Source organism: Sphingopyxis sp. P1IMeth2, from assembly GCF_900185685.1.
Lineage (GTDB): Bacteria > Pseudomonadota > Alphaproteobacteria > Sphingomonadales > Sphingomonadaceae > Sphingopyxis > Sphingopyxis terrae_A.
Map to the genome: position 1 here is coordinate 828,510 of NZ_FYAT01000001.1, position 17,610 is coordinate 846,119.

At 66.4% G+C, this 17,610-nt stretch carries 14 protein-coding genes; 6 read left to right on the forward strand and 8 right to left on the reverse strand.

Features of this window, described 5'->3' with window-relative positions; all coding sequences use genetic code 11:
* Window positions 1–3: 3 nt before the first annotated feature.
* The gene (locus P1IM2_RS03960; protein ID WP_186401472.1) at window positions 4–1,608 is read right to left on the reverse strand and encodes a spinster family MFS transporter; all 1,605 of its coding nucleotides are present in this window, start codon (window positions 1,606–1,608) and stop codon (window positions 4–6) included.
* A 105-nt stretch (window positions 1,609–1,713) separates the two neighbouring features.
* Here P1IM2_RS03960 and P1IM2_RS03965 point away from each other — a divergent pair, with 105 nt between their 5' ends.
* Window positions 1,714–2,202 (forward strand): low molecular weight protein-tyrosine-phosphatase, encoded by a 489-nt coding sequence (locus tag P1IM2_RS03965; RefSeq protein WP_186401473.1) that lies wholly within the window; start codon window positions 1,714–1,716, stop codon window positions 2,200–2,202.
* Here the strand turns inward: P1IM2_RS03965 and thpR are convergent.
* Window positions 2,109–2,726 (reverse strand): RNA 2',3'-cyclic phosphodiesterase, encoded by a 618-nt coding sequence (gene thpR / locus P1IM2_RS03970; RefSeq protein ID WP_186401474.1) that lies wholly within the window; start codon window positions 2,724–2,726, stop codon window positions 2,109–2,111. The two genes, P1IM2_RS03965 and thpR, sit on opposite strands and share 94 nt — an antisense overlap.
* A 140-nt stretch (window positions 2,727–2,866) precedes the next feature.
* Here thpR and P1IM2_RS03975 point away from each other — a divergent pair, with 140 nt between their 5' ends.
* The gene (locus tag P1IM2_RS03975) at window positions 2,867–3,595 is read left to right on the forward strand and encodes a Bax inhibitor-1/YccA family protein (RefSeq protein WP_003042056.1); all 729 of its coding nucleotides are present in this window, start codon (window positions 2,867–2,869) and stop codon (window positions 3,593–3,595) included.
* A gap of 84 nt (window positions 3,596–3,679) precedes the next feature.
* Here P1IM2_RS03975 and msrB read toward each other — a convergent pair whose 3' ends face one another.
* From msrB to P1IM2_RS03995, 4 genes are all read right to left on the reverse strand, one after another.
* Window positions 3,680–4,168, reverse strand: a complete 489-nt coding sequence (gene msrB, locus P1IM2_RS03980) for a peptide-methionine (R)-S-oxide reductase MsrB (RefSeq protein ID WP_186401475.1) — start codon at window positions 4,166–4,168, stop codon at window positions 3,680–3,682.
* A 58-nt stretch (window positions 4,169–4,226) separates the two neighbouring features.
* Window positions 4,227–5,483, reverse strand: a complete 1,257-nt coding sequence (locus P1IM2_RS03985; RefSeq protein ID WP_003042048.1) for a cytochrome P450 — start codon at window positions 5,481–5,483, stop codon at window positions 4,227–4,229.
* Between the two features lie 122 nt (window positions 5,484–5,605).
* Complete coding sequence (locus P1IM2_RS03990) at window positions 5,606–6,853, reverse strand: ABC transporter permease (protein ID WP_062901427.1); 1,248 nt, start codon at window positions 6,851–6,853, stop codon at window positions 5,606–5,608.
* Window positions 6,850–7,839: an ABC transporter ATP-binding protein gene (locus P1IM2_RS03995; protein ID WP_062901428.1), complete on the reverse strand. Its 990-nt coding sequence runs from the start codon at window positions 7,837–7,839 to the stop codon at window positions 6,850–6,852. The genes P1IM2_RS03990 and P1IM2_RS03995 overlap by 4 nt, the downstream gene beginning before the upstream one ends.
* Before the next feature lie 57 nt (window positions 7,840–7,896).
* Between P1IM2_RS03995 and queG the strand changes: the two genes are divergently transcribed.
* Window positions 7,897–8,949, forward strand: coding sequence for a tRNA epoxyqueuosine(34) reductase QueG (gene queG / locus P1IM2_RS04000; protein ID WP_062901429.1), 1,053 nt, complete (start codon window positions 7,897–7,899; stop codon window positions 8,947–8,949).
* A 53-nt stretch (window positions 8,950–9,002) separates the two neighbouring features.
* Here queG and P1IM2_RS04005 read toward each other — a convergent pair whose 3' ends face one another.
* Both P1IM2_RS04005 and P1IM2_RS04010 read right to left on the reverse strand, forming a co-directional pair.
* Window positions 9,003–9,608 (reverse strand): Yip1 family protein, encoded by a 606-nt coding sequence (locus P1IM2_RS04005; protein WP_062901430.1) that lies wholly within the window; start codon window positions 9,606–9,608, stop codon window positions 9,003–9,005.
* Window positions 9,609–9,732: 124 nt separating this feature from the next.
* Complete coding sequence (locus P1IM2_RS04010; RefSeq protein WP_222102992.1) at window positions 9,733–10,740, reverse strand: DUF2804 domain-containing protein; 1,008 nt, start codon at window positions 10,738–10,740, stop codon at window positions 9,733–9,735.
* Between the two features lie 115 nt (window positions 10,741–10,855).
* On the opposite strand from P1IM2_RS04010, the gene P1IM2_RS04015 reads away from it, so the two are divergent.
* The 3 genes from P1IM2_RS04015 (at window position 10,856) to P1IM2_RS04025 (ending at window position 17,596) form a co-directional block, all read left to right on the forward strand.
* A complete protein-coding gene (locus tag P1IM2_RS04015) occupies window positions 10,856–11,236 on the forward strand; it encodes an OsmC family protein (RefSeq protein WP_062901432.1) in 381 nt (126 codons plus the stop codon).
* Window positions 11,237–11,332: 96 nt separating this feature from the next.
* Window positions 11,333–12,733, forward strand: a complete 1,401-nt coding sequence (locus P1IM2_RS04020; RefSeq protein WP_062903073.1) for a hypothetical protein — start codon at window positions 11,333–11,335, stop codon at window positions 12,731–12,733.
* A 165-nt stretch (window positions 12,734–12,898) separates the two neighbouring features.
* Window positions 12,899–17,596, forward strand: a complete 4,698-nt coding sequence (locus P1IM2_RS04025) for an NAD-glutamate dehydrogenase domain-containing protein (RefSeq protein ID WP_186401477.1) — start codon at window positions 12,899–12,901, stop codon at window positions 17,594–17,596.
* The last annotated feature ends 14 nt before the right edge of the window (window positions 17,597–17,610 follow it).

Consider the following 17,610-nt stretch of genomic DNA (forward strand, 5'->3'; position numbering starts at 1 on the left):
CGGTCAGGCGGCCGCGTTCGCCGCGCGCTCGGCAATCGTCGCTTCGGCCTGCGGCACCGTGCGATAAGCATAGATCAGCAGCGCCAGCGCGATCGGCGCGACGCCGATCAGCGACAATATGCCGGTCCGCAGGTCACCCACGGGCTTGCCATCGACTATCGTGCCGGCGAGGTCCGAAATCTGCCCGACCATGTAGGGACCAAACGACAGGCCGACGAGTGTCGTGCCGAGGAAGAAGGCGGCAGTCGCCGTCCCGCGCATGCGCGGCAATACCAGATCCTGCGTGGTTGCGGCGGCCGCGCCCAGCGCTGCGGCACCGAACATGCCGGCAAGGAAGTTCATCGCATAGAAGATGAAGCTGCTTTCGGTCGTGTAGCCGATCCAGATCGGGATGATCGGCGCGACAACGCCGAATATGATCGTCAGAATGCGGCCCGCCGGATTGCGCGCGCGCAGCGCGTCGGCGATGCGGCCCCCCAGAATTACCCCGACGAACCCTGCAAGCGCACCATTGGCGCCGAGAATGAATGCCAGTTCCTGCTTGGGCAGCTTCAGCACAAGCTCGGCATAGGGCGGTGACCAGAAGGCGAGAGCATAGGCGGCAAGGCTCACCAGCCCGTAACCCAGCGTCGTGCAGATGAAGGCTGGCGTGCCCCAGATCAGACGGAAGGTCGCAGGATCGCGCGCGCGCAGCGTCGAGGCCCATGAAAAGACGGCGTAATAGCCAAGCCCGACCGCCGACCATTGCGGGAAATTGCCCGTCAGGCGAATCATCCACCACGCAAAGGCGGCGATCGCGGCGGCGAAGCCGATGTTTACCGCCAGTGCGGTCGGGCCGCGCTGTGCGGCGCCGAAAAGGGTGAAGGGCGGAACGATCGTTGACAGGTCGCGAAAGAATTCGCGGAAAGAATGGGGCGAACTGTGGCTCGCGACTCCGTCCATCGCGCCGCGCGCGGGTTCGCGCAGCGTTGCGACCCACAGCGCGACGAGCAGGCCGGGAATGCCGACGGCCAGAAATGCGCCGTGCCAGCCGACCAGCCCCATCGGCCCGCCGTTCGGCCAGGTGCGGTTCCACGCCTCGACGATCGAGGCGCCGATGAACAGCGACACGCCGCCGCCAAGGTAAAGCCCCGACGAATAGATGGCGAGCGCGGTCGCCTTCTGCCGCTTGGGGAAATAGTCGGAGATCAGCGAATAGGCGGTCGGGCTGGCGGTCGCTTCGCCGACGCCGACGCCCATGCGGGCAAAGGTCAGCGTTACCTGATTGCGTGCGAACCCCGACAGGGCGGTCATCGTCGACCAAAGTGCGAGGCCGATCGACAGCAGCTTCACGCGGTTCCAATTGTCGGCGAGGCGTCCGAGTGGGATGCCGAACAGCGCATAGAAGACCGCGAAGGCGGCACCGCCGAGGAAGCCCATGTCGGCGTCGGTCAGGCCGAGGTCGGCCTTGATGTCGACCGCAAGGATGCTGACGATCTGGCGGTCGATGAAGTTGAGGATATAGACGACGACGAGGACGCCGAGGACATACCAGCTGTATCCCGTCGCGCGCGGTTCGGTCTCCGCACTTTCGAAGCCTGTCCCCGGATCGTTGCTCGTCTCAGCCATCTGGCACCGCGCTCCCTCAGTCATTATCGTTGGCCGCCATGGCTAGCAGAGCCGCCGGGCAGCGCAAGTTGAAAACCGGTTCAACTTTGTGAAGAAGGACATGACATGACCGACGACTGGGGCGATGCGCCAGCCATCCTTTTTCTCTGCCTTGGCAATATCTGTCGCTCGCCGCTGGCGGAGGGCGCGGCGCGCGCCGCCTTTGCCGACGCCGGAATCGCGATGCGGCTCGATTCTGCGGGGACTGGCGACTGGCATCTCGGTCACCCGCCCGACGCCCGCGCGCAGGCGGAGGCGCGGCGGCATGACGTCGATATCGGCGATCTGCGCGCGCGCCAGCTCGTGCGCGGCGACTTTCACCGCTTCGATCTGATCCTGGCTGCCGACGCCGACAATCTGCGGACCGCGCGTGCGCTCGCCCCGGGGGACGCGACGGCGCGGCTGATGCTGATGCTCGATCTCGTACCCGGACGGGCGGGCGAGAGCGTGACCGATCCCTATTATGGCGCCGACGATGGCTTTGCCGAAACCTGGGCCGATGTCAGCGCGGTTGCCGCCGCGCTGGTTGCCGCGACCGGGTCGTCGAGCGGATAGCGCGCGATCGGATGATAGCGCGACCCGCCATGGCCAAGCTCGCTCTCATAAAGGGTGACATGACCGAAGACGAAGTCGGGCGTCGCCAGATCGCCGTTCAGGGCAAGAAAGGGTGCGACGGGCCCCGATCCGCGATTGAGCCGCGCCAGCGTGACATGCGGCAGAAAGGCGCGCGTCTCCTTCTCGATCCCGCTGCGCGTCAGCAATTGGTCGACCTTGCGGTGCAGCGCCGCGACCGGTTCGGCGGGCTCAACCCCTGCCCACACCATGTGCGGCCGCCCATGACGCTCGAACAGGCTGACCCCCGCGATGCGTGCGGCGATGGCGGGGGCGTGCAACGCGCCGAGCGCCGCGGCGACATCCTCGGCCCGGTGGTGATCGACTTCACCGATGAAGCGCAAGGTCAGGTGAAGCTGATCGTCATCCTGCCAGCGTGCGCCCGAAATGCCATGCATTGCTGCGATCAGCCGGGCGCGAATCGGCCGCGGCGGGCGCAGGGCGACGAACAGGCGGTGCGTGGACATGGTGCGCCCCGTCATAGGGCTTTTGCACCGCGCGCGACAGCGCCGAAGGCGCCCGGACCGGTTTCGCTTGAAACGGAGGGCGAAAATACTGATATTGGGAGTACGGCCGGTATGGGCTGGCCGGTGATGGAGATTTGAAAATGGCTAATTGGAACGACCCCAATATGGCGGCGTCCGGCTTTCCTGGCAGCGCGAGCGCGATGGATCAGGCCGTCGATGCCGGCCTGCGGTCGTACATGCTGTCGGTCTATAACTATATGGGCTCGGGCGTGCTGCTTACCGGCATCGTCGCGATGCTCGCCTATTCGACGGGTTTCACCCTGTCGCTGATCGGCAGCCCGCTGATGTGGGTTGTCATGCTCGCACCGCTCGCTTTCGTGATGGTGCTCAGCTTCGGGATCAACAAGCTGTCGACCGGCGCGGCGCAGGCGCTGTTCTGGGGCTATGCGGCGATCATGGGTCTGTCGATGTCGACGATCTTCCTCGCCTTCACCCAGACCTCGATCGCGACGACCTTCTTCGCGACCGCAGCGGCTTTTCTCGGTCTCAGCCTCTATGGCTACACGACCAAGAAGGATCTGTCGGGTTTCGGCACTTTCCTGATCATGGGCGTCGTCGGCATCCTCGTTGCGATGTTGATCAACCTCTTCGTGCAGTCGACCGCGCTCAACCTCGCGATCAGCGTGATTGGCGTGCTGCTGTTCGCCGGCCTCACCGCCTATGACACGCAGAAGATCAAGAGCATGTATTTCTATGTCCGCGGTACCGACTTCGTCGGCAAGTCGGTGGTGATGGGCGCGCTGACGCTCTACCTCGACTTCGTGAACATGTTCACCTTCCTGCTCAACCTGATGGGCAGCCGCGACTAAGCGGCGGCGCATCGGAACGGCAAAGGCCCGGCGGAGCGATCCGCCGGGCCTTTTCGTTTGGAGCGTGCACCAATCGGCGCGTGGTCAGGCGGGAATGAAGCGGAGCGCGGCGCCGTTCATGCAATAGCGCTTGCCGGTCGGCTTCGGCCCGTCGTCGAAGACATGACCCAGGTGGCCGCCGCAGCGCCGGCAATGCACCTCGGTCCGCGGATAGCCGAGCTCATGATCGACCGACGTTGCGATCGCGCCCGGCAGCGGCGCCCAGAAACTCGGCCAGCCGGTGCCGCTGTCATATTTGGTCTTGCTCGAATACAGCGGCAGCGCGCAGCCCGCGCAGGCAAAGGTGCCGGCGCGATGCTCCTTGTTGAGCGGGCTGGTGTAGGGGCGCTCGGTCGCGGCCTCCCGCAGCACCGCATATTGCGTCGCGGAGAGGCGCTTTTTCCACTCGGCATCGGTGAGGCGCCAGCCCGGCTGTGCCAGCGGGCGCTTGCCGGGCTTGGCGAAGAGCATCGGCGCGGCAATCATCGCGCCGCCCAAGGCGAGACCGGAAAGCAGATAACGACGTTCGATCATGGCAGGCTCCTCTGCCTTCTAGATACGATGCCGGTCTGCTCCCGGTTTCAACGCCGCGTCAATATTTCTCGAGCACCACGGGCAGGTGGCGATAGCCGTGGACGAAGCAGGCGTTCACCCGGTCGGGTTCCCCGACCACATTCACGCGCAGCCGCCGCCGCTGCATTTCGGAGATCAGCGCGGTAAGCTGAAGCTCAGCGACGCGTGCGCCGACGCAGCGGTGGATGCCGTAACCGAAGGCGAGGTGGCGCCGCGCATTTTCGCGGTCGACGATGATCCGGTCGCCGTCGGGGAAGATGCTCTCGTCACGGTTCGCCGACGCGTACCACAGCGCGATCTTGTCGCGCTTCTTGATCTGGTGCCCGAACAATTCGGTGTCTTCGGTCGCGGTGCGGCGCATGTGGGCCAGCGGGGTCTGCCAGCGGATGATCTCGTGCATCGCGTTGACCGCGAGTTCGGGATCGTGATTTGCCTCCAGCTTCGCGCGCTCCTCGGGGAAAAGATGGAGGCCGTAGGCGTAGGCCGACATCGAATTGCGCGTCGTGTCATTGCCTCCGACGATCAGCAGGATGAGGTTGCCCATGAATTCTTCATGGCTCATGTGGCTCATCGCATCCGACTGGAGCATGATCGAAATCAGGTCGTGCGTACCGGGATTCTGCGCCTTGCGGTCCCACAATTCCTTGAACGCGGCGCCCATTTCGAATGCGATCGCGAGACGGGCCTGGCGTTCTTCGAGGGTATTGAAACTTTCGATGTCGCCGAGCGCGTCGGACCAGGCAGTCAGCTTGTGGCGTTCTTCAAAGGGAAAGTCGAACAGGATGGCGAGCATCTGCGTCGTCAGTTCGATCGACAGTTTTTCGACCCAGTCGAATGTTTCGCCGATCGGCAGCGAATCGAGCACTTCGCTTGTCCGGCGCAGCGTGTCGGCGCGCATCCGTTCGATTTCGGAGGGGCCGAAGGCCGGGGCGACGGTGCGGCGCTGCGCCGTGTGCTGCGGCGGGTCCATCGCGATGAACATCGGCATCGGGATTTCGCCCTCCTGCAGATGTTCGATGCCGTCGCCTGCGACGGTGATGCCGCCATATTCCCACGAGGAGGAGAATATCTTGGGCAGCGCCTCGATATGCTGGATCGGCTTGTAGGTCGTCACCGACCAATAGGGACCGAATTTCGAATCGTCGCAATAATAGATCGGCGATTCGGCGCGCAGCTGCGCCATCGGCTGCTGCCAGCGATCCTCGCGCCACATGTCGGCGCGGCTGACGTCGAGCGGATTGACGGTTTCGGGTTCGACGCGAATCTGGGTGGCCATTGGGGGCAGCTCCTCTCAAGGCCGTCGGGCGCGGCCGATTGGGTTGCAGAATGCCACTATTTACAGTTTTGTCAATGAGGCTTTGGGGCGATCACCCTAGAAATGGCAACGGTCGCCCGAGGTCACGCGCGTTGCCGCCGTTTCCAGAATTTCCAGCCCGCCTTGCCGCTCAGCACCCCGGCGCGGAACATCCGGACCGAGAGGAAGATGACGAGCGCGACCCAGAGCAGCTGCCAGCCGAGCGCAAGCAGATGGACCGCCTTCGCATCGTCGGTCGCGGCGCGCGCCGCCATCGCGAAGGGCGACGAAAAGGGAAAGATTTCGGCGAAGCGCGCGAGCGGGCTGCCCGGCGCGCTCGCGGCGGCCGAAGAGAGGCTGAACATGCCGACCTGAAAGATGGTGATCGGCAGGCTGAGCATCTGGATTTCGCGCACCGTTCCTGCCTGCGCGCCGACACCGAGGAACACCGCGCCGAGCAGCAGGAAAGCCATGATGAAATAGACGAAGCAGATGCCGACGAAAAAGCCCCAGCCGGTAGCCGGCACCGCGAGCATCGCCGCGACCGGCTTGCCCGCGCCTGCCGCCGAGAGCGTGGCCGGGTCGATCTGGGTTGCCGCGATCAACCCGCCTCCTGCCGCAATCGCAAGCCAGAAGGCGATAAACAGCACCGCGACGCCGAGCATGCCGAGCAACTTGCCGAGAAAGACGCTTTCGAGCGGCACCGCGGCGGCGAGGATTTCGATGACCTTGTTGCCCTTTTCCTCTGCCAGCGAACTGACGGTCTGCCCCGCGAGCAGCAGCGTCATCAGGAAGATCGCAAAGACCGCGCCGAAGCCCATCGACTGCTGCACGGCGATGCTCGTCCCGCCGCTGCGGATCGATTCGAAATGCGGTGCGACCGGCGGCACCGCGCCGGCGGCGCGGTCGCGCAACACCTCTTCCGCGAGCAGCGCGAGATAGCGGCCCGAGCGGCTACCCTCCTCGCGTTCGACGATGCGCGGCGCGGCGAGCGGGCCGACCATCACCGCATAGGTGTCGGCGCCCTTTTCCTGCGCGATGACCAGCGGATCATCGCCCTTCGGCGAGGCGATCCGCACGTCGAGCGTCGCGGGACCGCGGCCGCCCAGCGCGTCGCGCAAGCGTGTGTCGGCGCTGCGCAGCGCCGCGACATCGCCGGCGTCGGCGACAACGACGATCCGCCCTGCGCCGCGCGCGCTGTCGGCGAGCTGCGATGCACCGAGGCCGCCGACCAGGCTCATGCCGAGCATGAACAGCGGTGCGAGCAGGAAGAGGAGAAAGGTCGGCGTCGCCACGATCGCAAGAAAGTCGCGGCGCGCGACGACAGCCATATTTTTCAGAAAGGGAGTCATGCGCTTGCCTCCGCAGCGGCTTCTTCGGCGGCGTCGGCGGCGAAGCCCGCGTCGACCTGGCGCACGATATGGACGAAGGCATCGTGCAAGCCGGGGCGGGCGATCGACAGGCCGGCGACGCCATGCCCGCTGGCGGTGATCCGCGCGAGCAGCGGTTCAACCCCCGCGTCGTCGATCGCAAAATGCCAAGCGTCGCCGCGCCGCTGCGCATCGGCGGGCAGCAGCGCCGCGATCACGCCATCGTCGGCGCCGGTGCGCGGTGCGTAGCGCACCTGCATCGGCAGCAGCGCGCGCGCCTCGTCGACCGTGCCCTCGAAGCGGCGCTGCGACCGCGCGATGATCGCGAGCCGGTCGCATAGTCGCTCGGCATGCGCCATCACATGGGTGGAGAAAAGGATCGTCGCGCCGCGATCGCGTTCGCGCCGCACGAGCGTTTCAAGCCGCTCCTGATTGACCGGGTCGAGTCCCGAAAAGGGTTCGTCGAGCACGATCAGGTCGGGAGCATGGACGATCGAGCCGATGAGCTGAACCATCTGGGCCATGCCCTTCGACATCTTGCGGATCTTTTCGTCGATGACGCGTTCGAGCCCGAGTTCGGCCATGAAGGTCGCGGCGCGGCGGCGACCTTCGCCCCAGTCGAGCCCGCGCAGCGCCCCCATGAAGGCGATCGCCTCGCGCGCCTTCATACCGGGATAGAGGCCGCGTTCTTCGGGCAGATAGCCGATGCGGTGGCGCACCGATTGCGGCTTGTGGCTGCCAAAGAGGCGGCTCGTCCCCTCGTCGGGATCGATGATGCCCAGCGTCATGCGCAGGCTGGTGGTCTTGCCGGCGCCATTGGGACCGAGAACGCCATAGATGCTGCCGACCGGTACCTCGAGGTCGACATGGTCGACTGCCTTGAATTCGTCGAAATATTTGGTGAGGCCGCGCGCCTCCACGCAATAATCGGTCAAACGCTGGTCCCCGCTCGCTGAATCGGCCTGCATATCATCACTGTATCATCGCTCTATGGCACGGCCCGCCGCCTGTCGTATAGGGGCGCAATGCTTTCCAATGCCTTGCCCCCGATCGAAGAGCGGCTCGCGGCCACCGCGCGCGCGCATGGCTTCGCGGCGTTCGGCATCGCGCGCGCCGACGCGGCGCCGCAAACCGCGGCGCGGCTGGCGCAATGGCTCGCCGACGGATGCCACGGCGACATGATCTGGATGGAAAGCCGCGCCGAACAGCGCGGATCGCCGCAAGGGCTGTGGCCCGAGGTGCGGTCGGTGATCGCGCTCGGCATGAGCTATGCCCCCGGCACCGATCCGCTGGCGCTCGCTGGGGCATCCGACCGCGGCCGCATCTCGGTCTATGCGCAGGGAGCCGACTATCATGACGTCGTCAAAAAGGCGCTGAAGCATGTCGCGCGCTGGCTCGTCGCCGAGGCGCCGGGCGCCGAGGTGAAGGTCTTTGTCGACACCGCGCCGGTGATGGAAAAGCCGCTCGCCGCCGCTGCCGGGCTCGGCTGGCAGGGCAAGCACAGCAATATGGTCAGCCGCGAGCATGGCAGCTGGCTGTTTCTGGGCGCGATCTACACCACGCTCGATCTCGTGCCTTCGGTTCCCGGACGCGACCGGTGCGGCAGTTGCACCGCCTGTCAGCAGGCATGCCCGACCGCGGCCTTTCCCGCGCCCTATCGCGTCGATGCCCGCCGCTGCATCTCCTATCTGACGATCGAGCATGATGGACCGATCCCGACCGAATTCCGGCGCGCAATCGGCAACCGCGTTTATGGCTGCGACGATTGTCTGGCGGTGTGTCCGTGGAACAAGTTTGCCGACACCGCGGCGCGGCACCAGGCGTTTCTGCCGCGCGGCGAACTGGCGGCGCCCGCGCTCGCCGATCTGCTCGCGCTCGACGATACGGGGTTCCGGCAGGTCTTTTCAGGCTCGCCGATCAAGCGGATCGGGCGGGGCCGCATGGTACGCAACGCCGCGATTGCGGCGGGCAACAGCGGCGATCGCAGTTTGCGGCCGCGCCTGGTGGCGCTGGCAAGCGACACATCGCCGATGGTCGCCGACGCCGCGCGATGGGCGCTCGAGCAACTGGCGGACTGACGGCGGGAGACGGCGATCGCACCGCCCCCGCCCTCGCCGGTCCGCCTTCTTGCCTAGAACCCCCGCATGAAGGTCGCGGTGATCGGGGCAGTAATCGCGCCGATGACGAGTGCGACGACGATCGCCGCGACGACGATCAGGATCGTGTAGGTCATCGCCTTTTCCTGCGGCGCGCGCATCAGGCGGGGCAGGCCGAGGTAAAGGAGATAGAGGCCGTAGAGGCCGAGCAGTGACAGCCAGGAAAGTGCGGGCAGGATCGCGAAGATGCCCGCGACCCAGCTCGCGGTGCCCGAATAGGCCGCGACCTTGAACGCCTGGACGCGGTTCTGTGTCGCACCGAAGCTGGGGGCGAGCGCGTCGATGATGAGCGCGAGGATGAAGACCCCGATCAAGGTCGTTGCATATTGCACGACGGCCGAGGCGACGGCCGAGCCGACCGAGGGGCGATAGGTGAAGCCCATTACCGAAAAGCCGAAGGCGAGCATGCCGATCAGCCCCGCCACAGCGGGAATCGCCGCCAGCGGGATGATATAGCGGCGATAAAGGCCGCCGATCGTTTCGGCTTCGCCGTCGATCACTTCCCACTCGCGCGCGGGCTGGAGCAAGATATTCTTCACGCGATCGACGATCGAGCGCGGCTGCTGGTCATTCCCTGTCATAGTCGGTCTCCACCCAATGGCTGAACCGCGACCCCGGATGTCTCCCCCGATGGACCGCGATAGTCTCGCATTCGGGGATAGGGCGCAAGGGTGTGGATTGCTGTGCGCAGGCGCACAGCACCGACTACCAGCGGTTGCGCACTTCTTCGGCAAAGCCCGTGAGCCCGGCAATGTCGAGCGCGCTGCCGTCGTCGAGGATGATGCGCCCTGAAAAGCGGCCGAAAACCTGATCCTGCACCGTCCTGAACAGGCCGAGGTTGGTGCTGTGGTGGCGATTGACGATCGGGTCCATCGTCATTTCGAACCGTCCGTCGTTGCTCGTGAAGCGCCACGGCCCTGTGTCGGGTCCGCCCGCCGGCATATGAAAGGCGATGCGGTCGAGCTTGTGCGCGGTGCCGTCGACGAAGACCATATTCTCCGATGCCGCCGCCGTGTCGCCGAAGCCGTAACCGATGTTGAAGCCGATGCGGCGTCCGTCCGTCATTCCCGAGGCCGACCCCCAATACCAGACATTGTCGTAGGTCCAGACGCCGCGCCCCCAGTCGAGCACGCCAGAGGCGCGGTCGGGGCTGAAGCTATGGAGGGTGTTCCCCACGCGAATCTCGCCCTCGGCGGCGAGGCAATTGATTTTCTGATTATAATAGAAGGCCCTTGGCGCCCCCGAGAAAGGCGTGGCGATCACAATGCGGTCCATCGGCGGCTGCGCGAGCCATAATTCGCCCGCGAGACCCTGTCCGCCGCCGAAATTCGGGGCCTCGACCGTCAGCCGCCGGCCGCCCGGTTCATGCCGGAAGCGCAGCAGCATGCCGCCGCGGCGCTGTTCGATATCGCCCGCATCGGCGCTTTCGGGCAGCCGCATGCGGCCCATCGGCCAAGGGATCACCGCACCGTCGTTGATCGCGGTTCGAGCCGCCAGATCCATCCACGACACGCCGAGGAAGCCCAGATAGCCATTGTCAGCGACGGTCAGCGCGATCCCGAAGGCGTCGGTGAGGATGCAATAATAGTCCCACTCCTTGATCCGCAGCTTGCCCGCCGCGATCCGCGCACGGTCGTAGCGGCGCACCTCGGCGGTCGCCCAGCCGCGTTCGGCGAGCTGCCCGCGCGCGTCGAGCAGCGGTCCTGCTCCCATTCTTGTCTGCATCCTCGCCTCCCCTGCGGGGCCGTCTATGCCAGCTGCGCACGGTGGCTGGCAACGAGCGGTGCATCTGATAGGCTGCGCGCGACGCAGGATGCAGGAGGATGGCATGGCGCAAGGCAGCGCGCGAATCGGCAAGGACCGCTATCGCACCGAGATCGATGTCGGCGGCCATGCGCTGATCGCCGACGAGCCGCCCGCGCTCGGCGGCGGCGCGGTGGGCCCGGCGCCCTATGATCTGCTGCTCGCGAGCCTGGGCGCGTGCACCGCGATCACGCTGCGTATGTATGCCGACCGCAAGGGCTGGCCGCTCGAATCGGTCGAGGTCGGCCTGCGCCTGTCGGGGCGCGAGGAGAAGCGGATCGACCGCACGCTGGCGATCGTCGGGCTCGACGACGAACAGCGCGCGCGCATGGCCGACATTGCCGAGCGCACGCCGGTCACGCTGACGCTGAAGGCCGGGCTGCCGATCGCCACCACGCTCGCCTGACGGCGCGGCGCGCGGTGCCTGCGGAGCGCATCGTTTACGCCACTTTTACCACTGTCGGTGCATGACATCCCCGATGTTTGCGACTGGGGACAAATGATGGACAGCATGCGCGGACTGCTTTCGGGCAGCCACGATCAGGACGATGGCGCGATCGATGCGCCGCCGGCTGTCGGTGTCGACGAACGGCGGATGCAGGTGCGCGCCTATAATCATTGGGCATCGCTGCTTGCCGACCGCGCCTATCCGTCGGTCGAGGATCTCGACCTCGACGGCGCCGACTTCGGGCCCAATGCGGTGCTGCTCGATTTTACCGCGGGTATCGAAAATCCGGGCATCTCCTATCTCGGCGACCGGCTGCGTGAAGAATCGCAGATCGACGAGGATGTCCATTATATCAGCCAGATTCCGGGGCGGTCGCTGCTGTCGCGGCTGACCGACCATTATCTCCAGATCATCGCCAACCGCGCGCCGATCGGCTTCGAGGCCGAGTTCGTCAACGATCGCGGCATGACAATCATGTACCGCGGCATCCTGCTGCCCTTTTCGTCCGACGACGACACCATCGATTTTATCATGGGCGTCATCAACTGGAAGGAAGCGGTTGCCGCAGAGCAGGCTGAAGAGCTGCAACTGTCGGTCGAGCAGGCGCTGCGCAGCGCTGCGCCGCTGACCGCACCCGTGCCAGTGTGGGCCGACGGCCCCGATTCGGAGCAGATCGACGACGAAGCGGCGCCGGGCTTCGCCGCGCTCGGCGACGCCCTGCCCGAAGCGGTTGCCTTTGGCGATGTGATGCTGCTGACCGAGCGCTTCGACGATCCTGTAGTACCGGCTGCCAAGGGTGATGATGCCGCCAACGAGACTGTCGAAGATGGCGCGGCCGGACCGGGTGAAGATGCCGAGCTGGCCGACTGGCTGGCGCTGGCGCGCGAGACCGCAGAACGCGCGATGGCGGCCGACAGCCGCAGCCGCAGCGCGCTCTATCAGGCGGTTGGCAAGGCGTGGGATTTCGCGCTCGCCGCCGAAGCGAAGCCCGACGCCTTCGCCGAATTGCTCGAGGATGCGGGGCTGCAGGCGCAGGAGCGTGCGCCAATGACGCCAGTCGTCAAGCTGGTGTTCGGCGCCTCCTACGACAAGACGCGCCTCGCCGAATATGCCTGCGTGCTCGGCCATGCGAAGGACGCGGGGCTGGAGCGCGGGTCGCTTCCCGCCTATCTCGACCGCTATCCGGGCGGGCTCAAGGGTCTGGTCAAGGATACGCGCGCGCGCCGCAAGCCCGCGGGCGATGCAGCGGCGAAGGTTGACGAGCAACTGGCGGCGCTGCGCACCGCGCACCCGGCGCTGATCCTGGAGCATGATGCGGGCGATGCCGAATTCGTGGTGCTGATTGCGCGCGCGATGCCCGGCGGACACATCGGCATCGTCGCCAAGGCGGCCGACGATCCGGCGCTGGTTGCGAAGCTGGCGAAGAAGGCAATCGCGATCACCCCGGCCGATTGACCCGAGTAGCGTAACAGACAATCCAAAAGTTGAAATAATTTTGCGCGGCATGCGCGGGGGGTCTTGAGCCTTTCGCGGCGCGGGCGCATAGGGAGCCGTAGCGCAAGGCGCCGCCGTCCCCCCGGCGGATGCTCGCTTCAACTTGGTCCGGGATGCTGCAACCCTATGCCTGAAAAATCGACTGAAGACACCGCAGCCGGCACGTCGCCGGCGGCGCAAGTTCCTGCGAAATTCGCCAAGGCCTATCAGGCCGCCTTGCAGGGCAGCGCGCTGCCCGGCGAGAGCGACGACCTCGATGCCAAGGCGCTGGCTGAAGCGGGCGAATTCGCCGCCCGCGCGTCGCTCGACCGGGCGCCGGGCCAACCGTCGTTCCTGCTTGAGCCGGTGGCGGCTGACGGCACTGACCGCCGGATGCGCCTGGTCGTCGTCAACGACGACATGCCCTTCCTCGTCGATTCGACCTCGCAGATCGCGGGCGCGCAGGGTCTTGCCGTGCACCGCATCCTCCACCCGGTGGTTTCGGTCGAGCGCGACGCGAAAAATCATCTGACCGCGGTCGACGCCGGCAAGGACGGTGCGCGCGAGTCGGTCATCTATATGGAGCTCGAACGCGGCGACGCCCGCGCCCGGCGCCGTCTGCTCGATGCGCTCGAAGCCTCGCTCGCCGATGTGCGCGCTGCGGTCGCCGACTGGAAGGCGATGCGCGCCGCGATGCTCGCCGATTCGACGATGCGCGCCGACGGCGATGGCGCCGAGCTGCTGCGCTGGTTCGAAAGCGGCGCGATGACGCAGCTCGGCCATGAATGGCGCACGCGCGACGGCAAGCGCCACGACCCGCTGGGCATCTGTGCCGCGGGGACGAGCGAAATCCTGTCCGAAACCGCACTCGAAGCGGCCTTTGCCTGGTTTGAAAAGGGCCGCACGGCGCCGCTCCTCATCAAGTCGAACCGCCTGTCGTCGGTGCATCGCCGCGTGCTGCTCGATCTGGTCGTCGTTCCCGAGATGAAGGGCAAGACGGTCGAGCGCCTGTCGATCCATGCGGGTCTTTGGACCAGCGCCGCGCTGTCGACGCCGCCCGCCAAGGTGCCCGTGCTGCGCGCGCAGCTCGAGGCGCTTATGGCCAAATTCGGCTTCGACCCCGGCGGCCACGCGGGCAAGGCGCTCGCGCACGCTTTGACCGCGCTGCCCCACGACTTGCTGATCGCGTTCGACGCCGAATCGCTCGAAGAGTTGGTGCTCACCTCGATGTCGATTACCGATCGCCCGCGCCCGAAGTTGGTGATGATACGCAGTCCGCTCGGCCGCCATCTCTTCACCTTTGTCTGGTTGCCGCGCGACGAGGTGTCGACCGGTCGCCGGCTGGCGATCGAGTCGCTGCTGGTGCGCGAGGCCAAGGCGGGGGTCATAGGCTGGACGATGGCGCTCGAAGATGGCGGCGCTGCCTTGCTGCGCTACACGCTCGACCTGCGCGGCGGCGGCATCGTGCCCGATACCGAAGCGCTGAACGCTCAGCTCGAACAGATGGTGCGCGGCTGGCAGCCCGAGGTCGAAGGCGCGCTGGCGCGCCGCGGCGATCCGGGCCGCGCGGCGGCGCTTGCTGCGCGCTTCGCCCCGCTGTTCCCCGCCAATTACCGCAATCTCTATAATCCCGAAGAGGCGGCGCGCGACATCCTGCGTCTGCGCGACCTCGATGCCGACCGCCCGCGCAATGTGCGGCTGGCGAAAAAGAGCCTCGACGGCGACGACCGGCTGCGGCTGAAGGTCTATAGTGCGGCCGGACCGCTCGCGCTGTCGGACGTGGTTCCGGCGCTCGAGCATTTCGGGTTCGAGGTGCTCGAGGAAATCCCGACCGAATTGCACGTCCATGGCGGCGGTGAGGGCGATGCCGAGGCAACCTTCATCCACGATTTTTCGCTGCGCTTGCCCGCCAATGTCGACGAAACCGCCCTGATGCCGCATGTGGAGACGATCGAGGGCGCGATTGCCGCGGTGCTCGATGGCAAGGCCGAAAACGACGCGTTCAACCAGCTCGTGCTGGTGACGCAGACCGATCCACAGGCGATCGTGTGGCTCCGCGCCTGGTTCCGCTACATGCGCCAGGGCGGATCGAGCTATGGCATGGATACGGTGGTGGCGGCGCTGCGCGGCGCCCCGGCGCTGACCGCCGCGCTCGTCGATCGCTTCCGTGCGCTCCATGACCCCCAGGCAAAGGATGCGGCGCGCGCCGAAGAGCTCGCCGCCGAAATCCAGACCGGCTTTGCAGCGATCCAGTCGATCGACGACGACCGAATCCTGCGCCTGTTCCATGCGGTGATCGGCGCGACGCTGCGCACCAACGCCTTTGCGCCCGCCGCGGCCGAGGCGCTGGCGTTCAAGATCGATTCGAGCCTGGTTCCGGGGCTGCCCAAGCCGCTGCCGTGGCGCGAGGTGTGGGTGTACAGCCCGCGCGTCGAGGGCATCCATCTGCGCGCCGGCCCGGTCGCGCGCGGTGGCCTGCGTTGGTCCGACCGGCGCGACGACTTCCGTACCGAAATTCTGGGGCTGATGAAGGCGCAGCGCGTCAAGAACGCCGTCATCGTCCCGACCGGCGCGAAAGGCGGCTTCTATCCCAAGCAGTTGCCGAGCCCGGCCGAGGATCGCGACGCCTGGTTCGCCGAAGGCACCGAATGCTATCGCATCTTCATCCGGTCACTGCTGTCGATCACCGACAATATCGTCGGCGGCAAGGTGGTGCACCCCAAGGGCGTCGTGATCCGCGATGGCGAAGACCCCTATTTCGTCGTCGCCGCCGACAAGGGTACCGCGACCTTCTCCGACGTCGCCAACGGACTTGCGATGGAGCGTGACTTCTGGCTCGGCGATGCGTTCGCGAGCGGCGGGTCGAAAGGCTATGACCACAAGGCGATGGGCATCACCGCCAAGGGCGCGTGGGTTTCGGTCCAGCGTCACTTCGCCGAAATGGGCATCGACGTGCAGACCGACACGATCCGTGTCGTCGGTTGCGGCGACATGTCGGGCGATGTGTTCGGCAACGGCATGCTGCTCTCGAAGGCGATCAAGCTGTGCGCGGCCTTCGACCATCGTCACATTTTCCTCGATCCCGATCCTGATCCGGCCAAGAGCTGGAAAGAACGCGACCGCATGTTCAAACTGCCCCGGTCGAGCTGGGACGATTATGACAAGAAGCTGATCTCGAAGGGCGGCGGCGTTTTCGCGCGCAGCCAGAAGAGCATCCCGCTGACCCCCGAGGTGCAGGCGCTGCTGGGTCTTTCGGTTGCTGAAATCGACCCCGCCGGACTGATCTCCGCCATTCTGCGCGCGCCCGCCGATCTGCTGTGGTTCGGCGGCATCGGCACCTATGTGAAGGCGGCGGGCCAGAATAATGCCGAGGTCGGCGATCCCGCCAACGACGCGCTGCGCGTCGATGCCGAGGATCTGCGCGTCCGCGCGGTGGGTGAGGGCGCCAATCTGGGCGTCACGCAGGCCGCGCGTATCGCCTTTGCGGCGAAGGGCGGGCGTATCAACACCGACTTCATCGACAACAGCGCCGGCGTCGACTGTTCGGATAATGAGGTCAACATCAAGATCGCGCTCAACCGCGAGATGGCCGAAGGCCGGCTGAGCCAGGATGATCGCGACGCGCTGCTCGTCCGCATGACCGACGATGTCGCGGCGCTGGTGCTCGAGGACAACCGACTGCAGGCGCTCGCGCTGTCGATCGCCGAAAAGGGTGGCGCTGCCGCGGTGCCGTCGCTGGTGCGGATCATGGAGACGTTCGAAGCATCGGGCCGGCTCGACCGCAAGGTCGAAGGGCTGGCGGCGAACGACGAGCTGCTGCGCCGCTCGGCCGAAGGGAGCGGGCTGACGCGGCCCGAACTCGCCGTGCTGCTATCGACTGCGAAGCTGGCGCTGCAAGACGCGATCGAAGCGAGCGCCTTGCCCGACGATCCCGCGCTGGCGAGCGACCTTGCTGCGGCCTTCCCTGCCGAGATGCAGCGCGATTTCGCGGGGGCGATCGCCGATCACCAGCTGCGCCGCGAGATCATTGCGACCAAGCTTGCGAACCGCATCGTCAACCGCATGGGCATCGTCCACCCGCTCGAACTGGTCGAAGAAGAGGGCTGCTCGCTGGGTGAGGTCGCGGCGGCGTTCGTCGCCGTCGAACGCTTGCTCGACATGAAGGGGCTGTGGGCGTCGCTCGACAGCGCGGGGATAAACGAATCCATCCGCTTGTCGCTGTTCAGCCAGGCCGCCTCGGCGATGGCATCGCAGATGGCCGACCTGCTGCGCGTCAGCCCCGGCCTGGCGCAGCCGGGCGCGCTCGTTGCGCGGCTCGAACCCGGCGTCGATCGCCTGACCGCGACAGTCGACACGCTGCTCAGCGCGTCGGTGCGGCGTCAGTGGGACGCGCTGGCGCAGCAGCTGCTCGACGCCGGCGCGCCCGGGGCGCTGACCGCGGCGGTCGTCCGCCTGTTCAAGACCGACGGCGCGATCGGAATCGTCGACCTTGCCGAACGGCGCGGCGACGATGAGGTCGGGGTGACGCGGGCCTTCACCCATCTGGGCGACGCGCTCGGGCTCGACTGGGCGCAGACGCTGGCGGCGCACATGAGTCCTGCCGACCCGTGGGAACGCCTGCTCGTCAACAGCCTGGCGCGCGATTTCCAGCAGATGCGGCTGAGCTTCCTCGCGGGGTTGCCCAAGGGCGATCTCGATGCCGGGGTCAGCAAATGGCTGGAAGCGAACGGACCGCGCGTCGCGCAATTCCGCACGACGGTCGACCGCGCGCGCACCATCCCCAATCCCAATGGCGCGATGCTGTCGCACATTGCGGGGCAGGCGCGCGGGCTGCTCGGCCGGTAACAGGTCTGACCCTC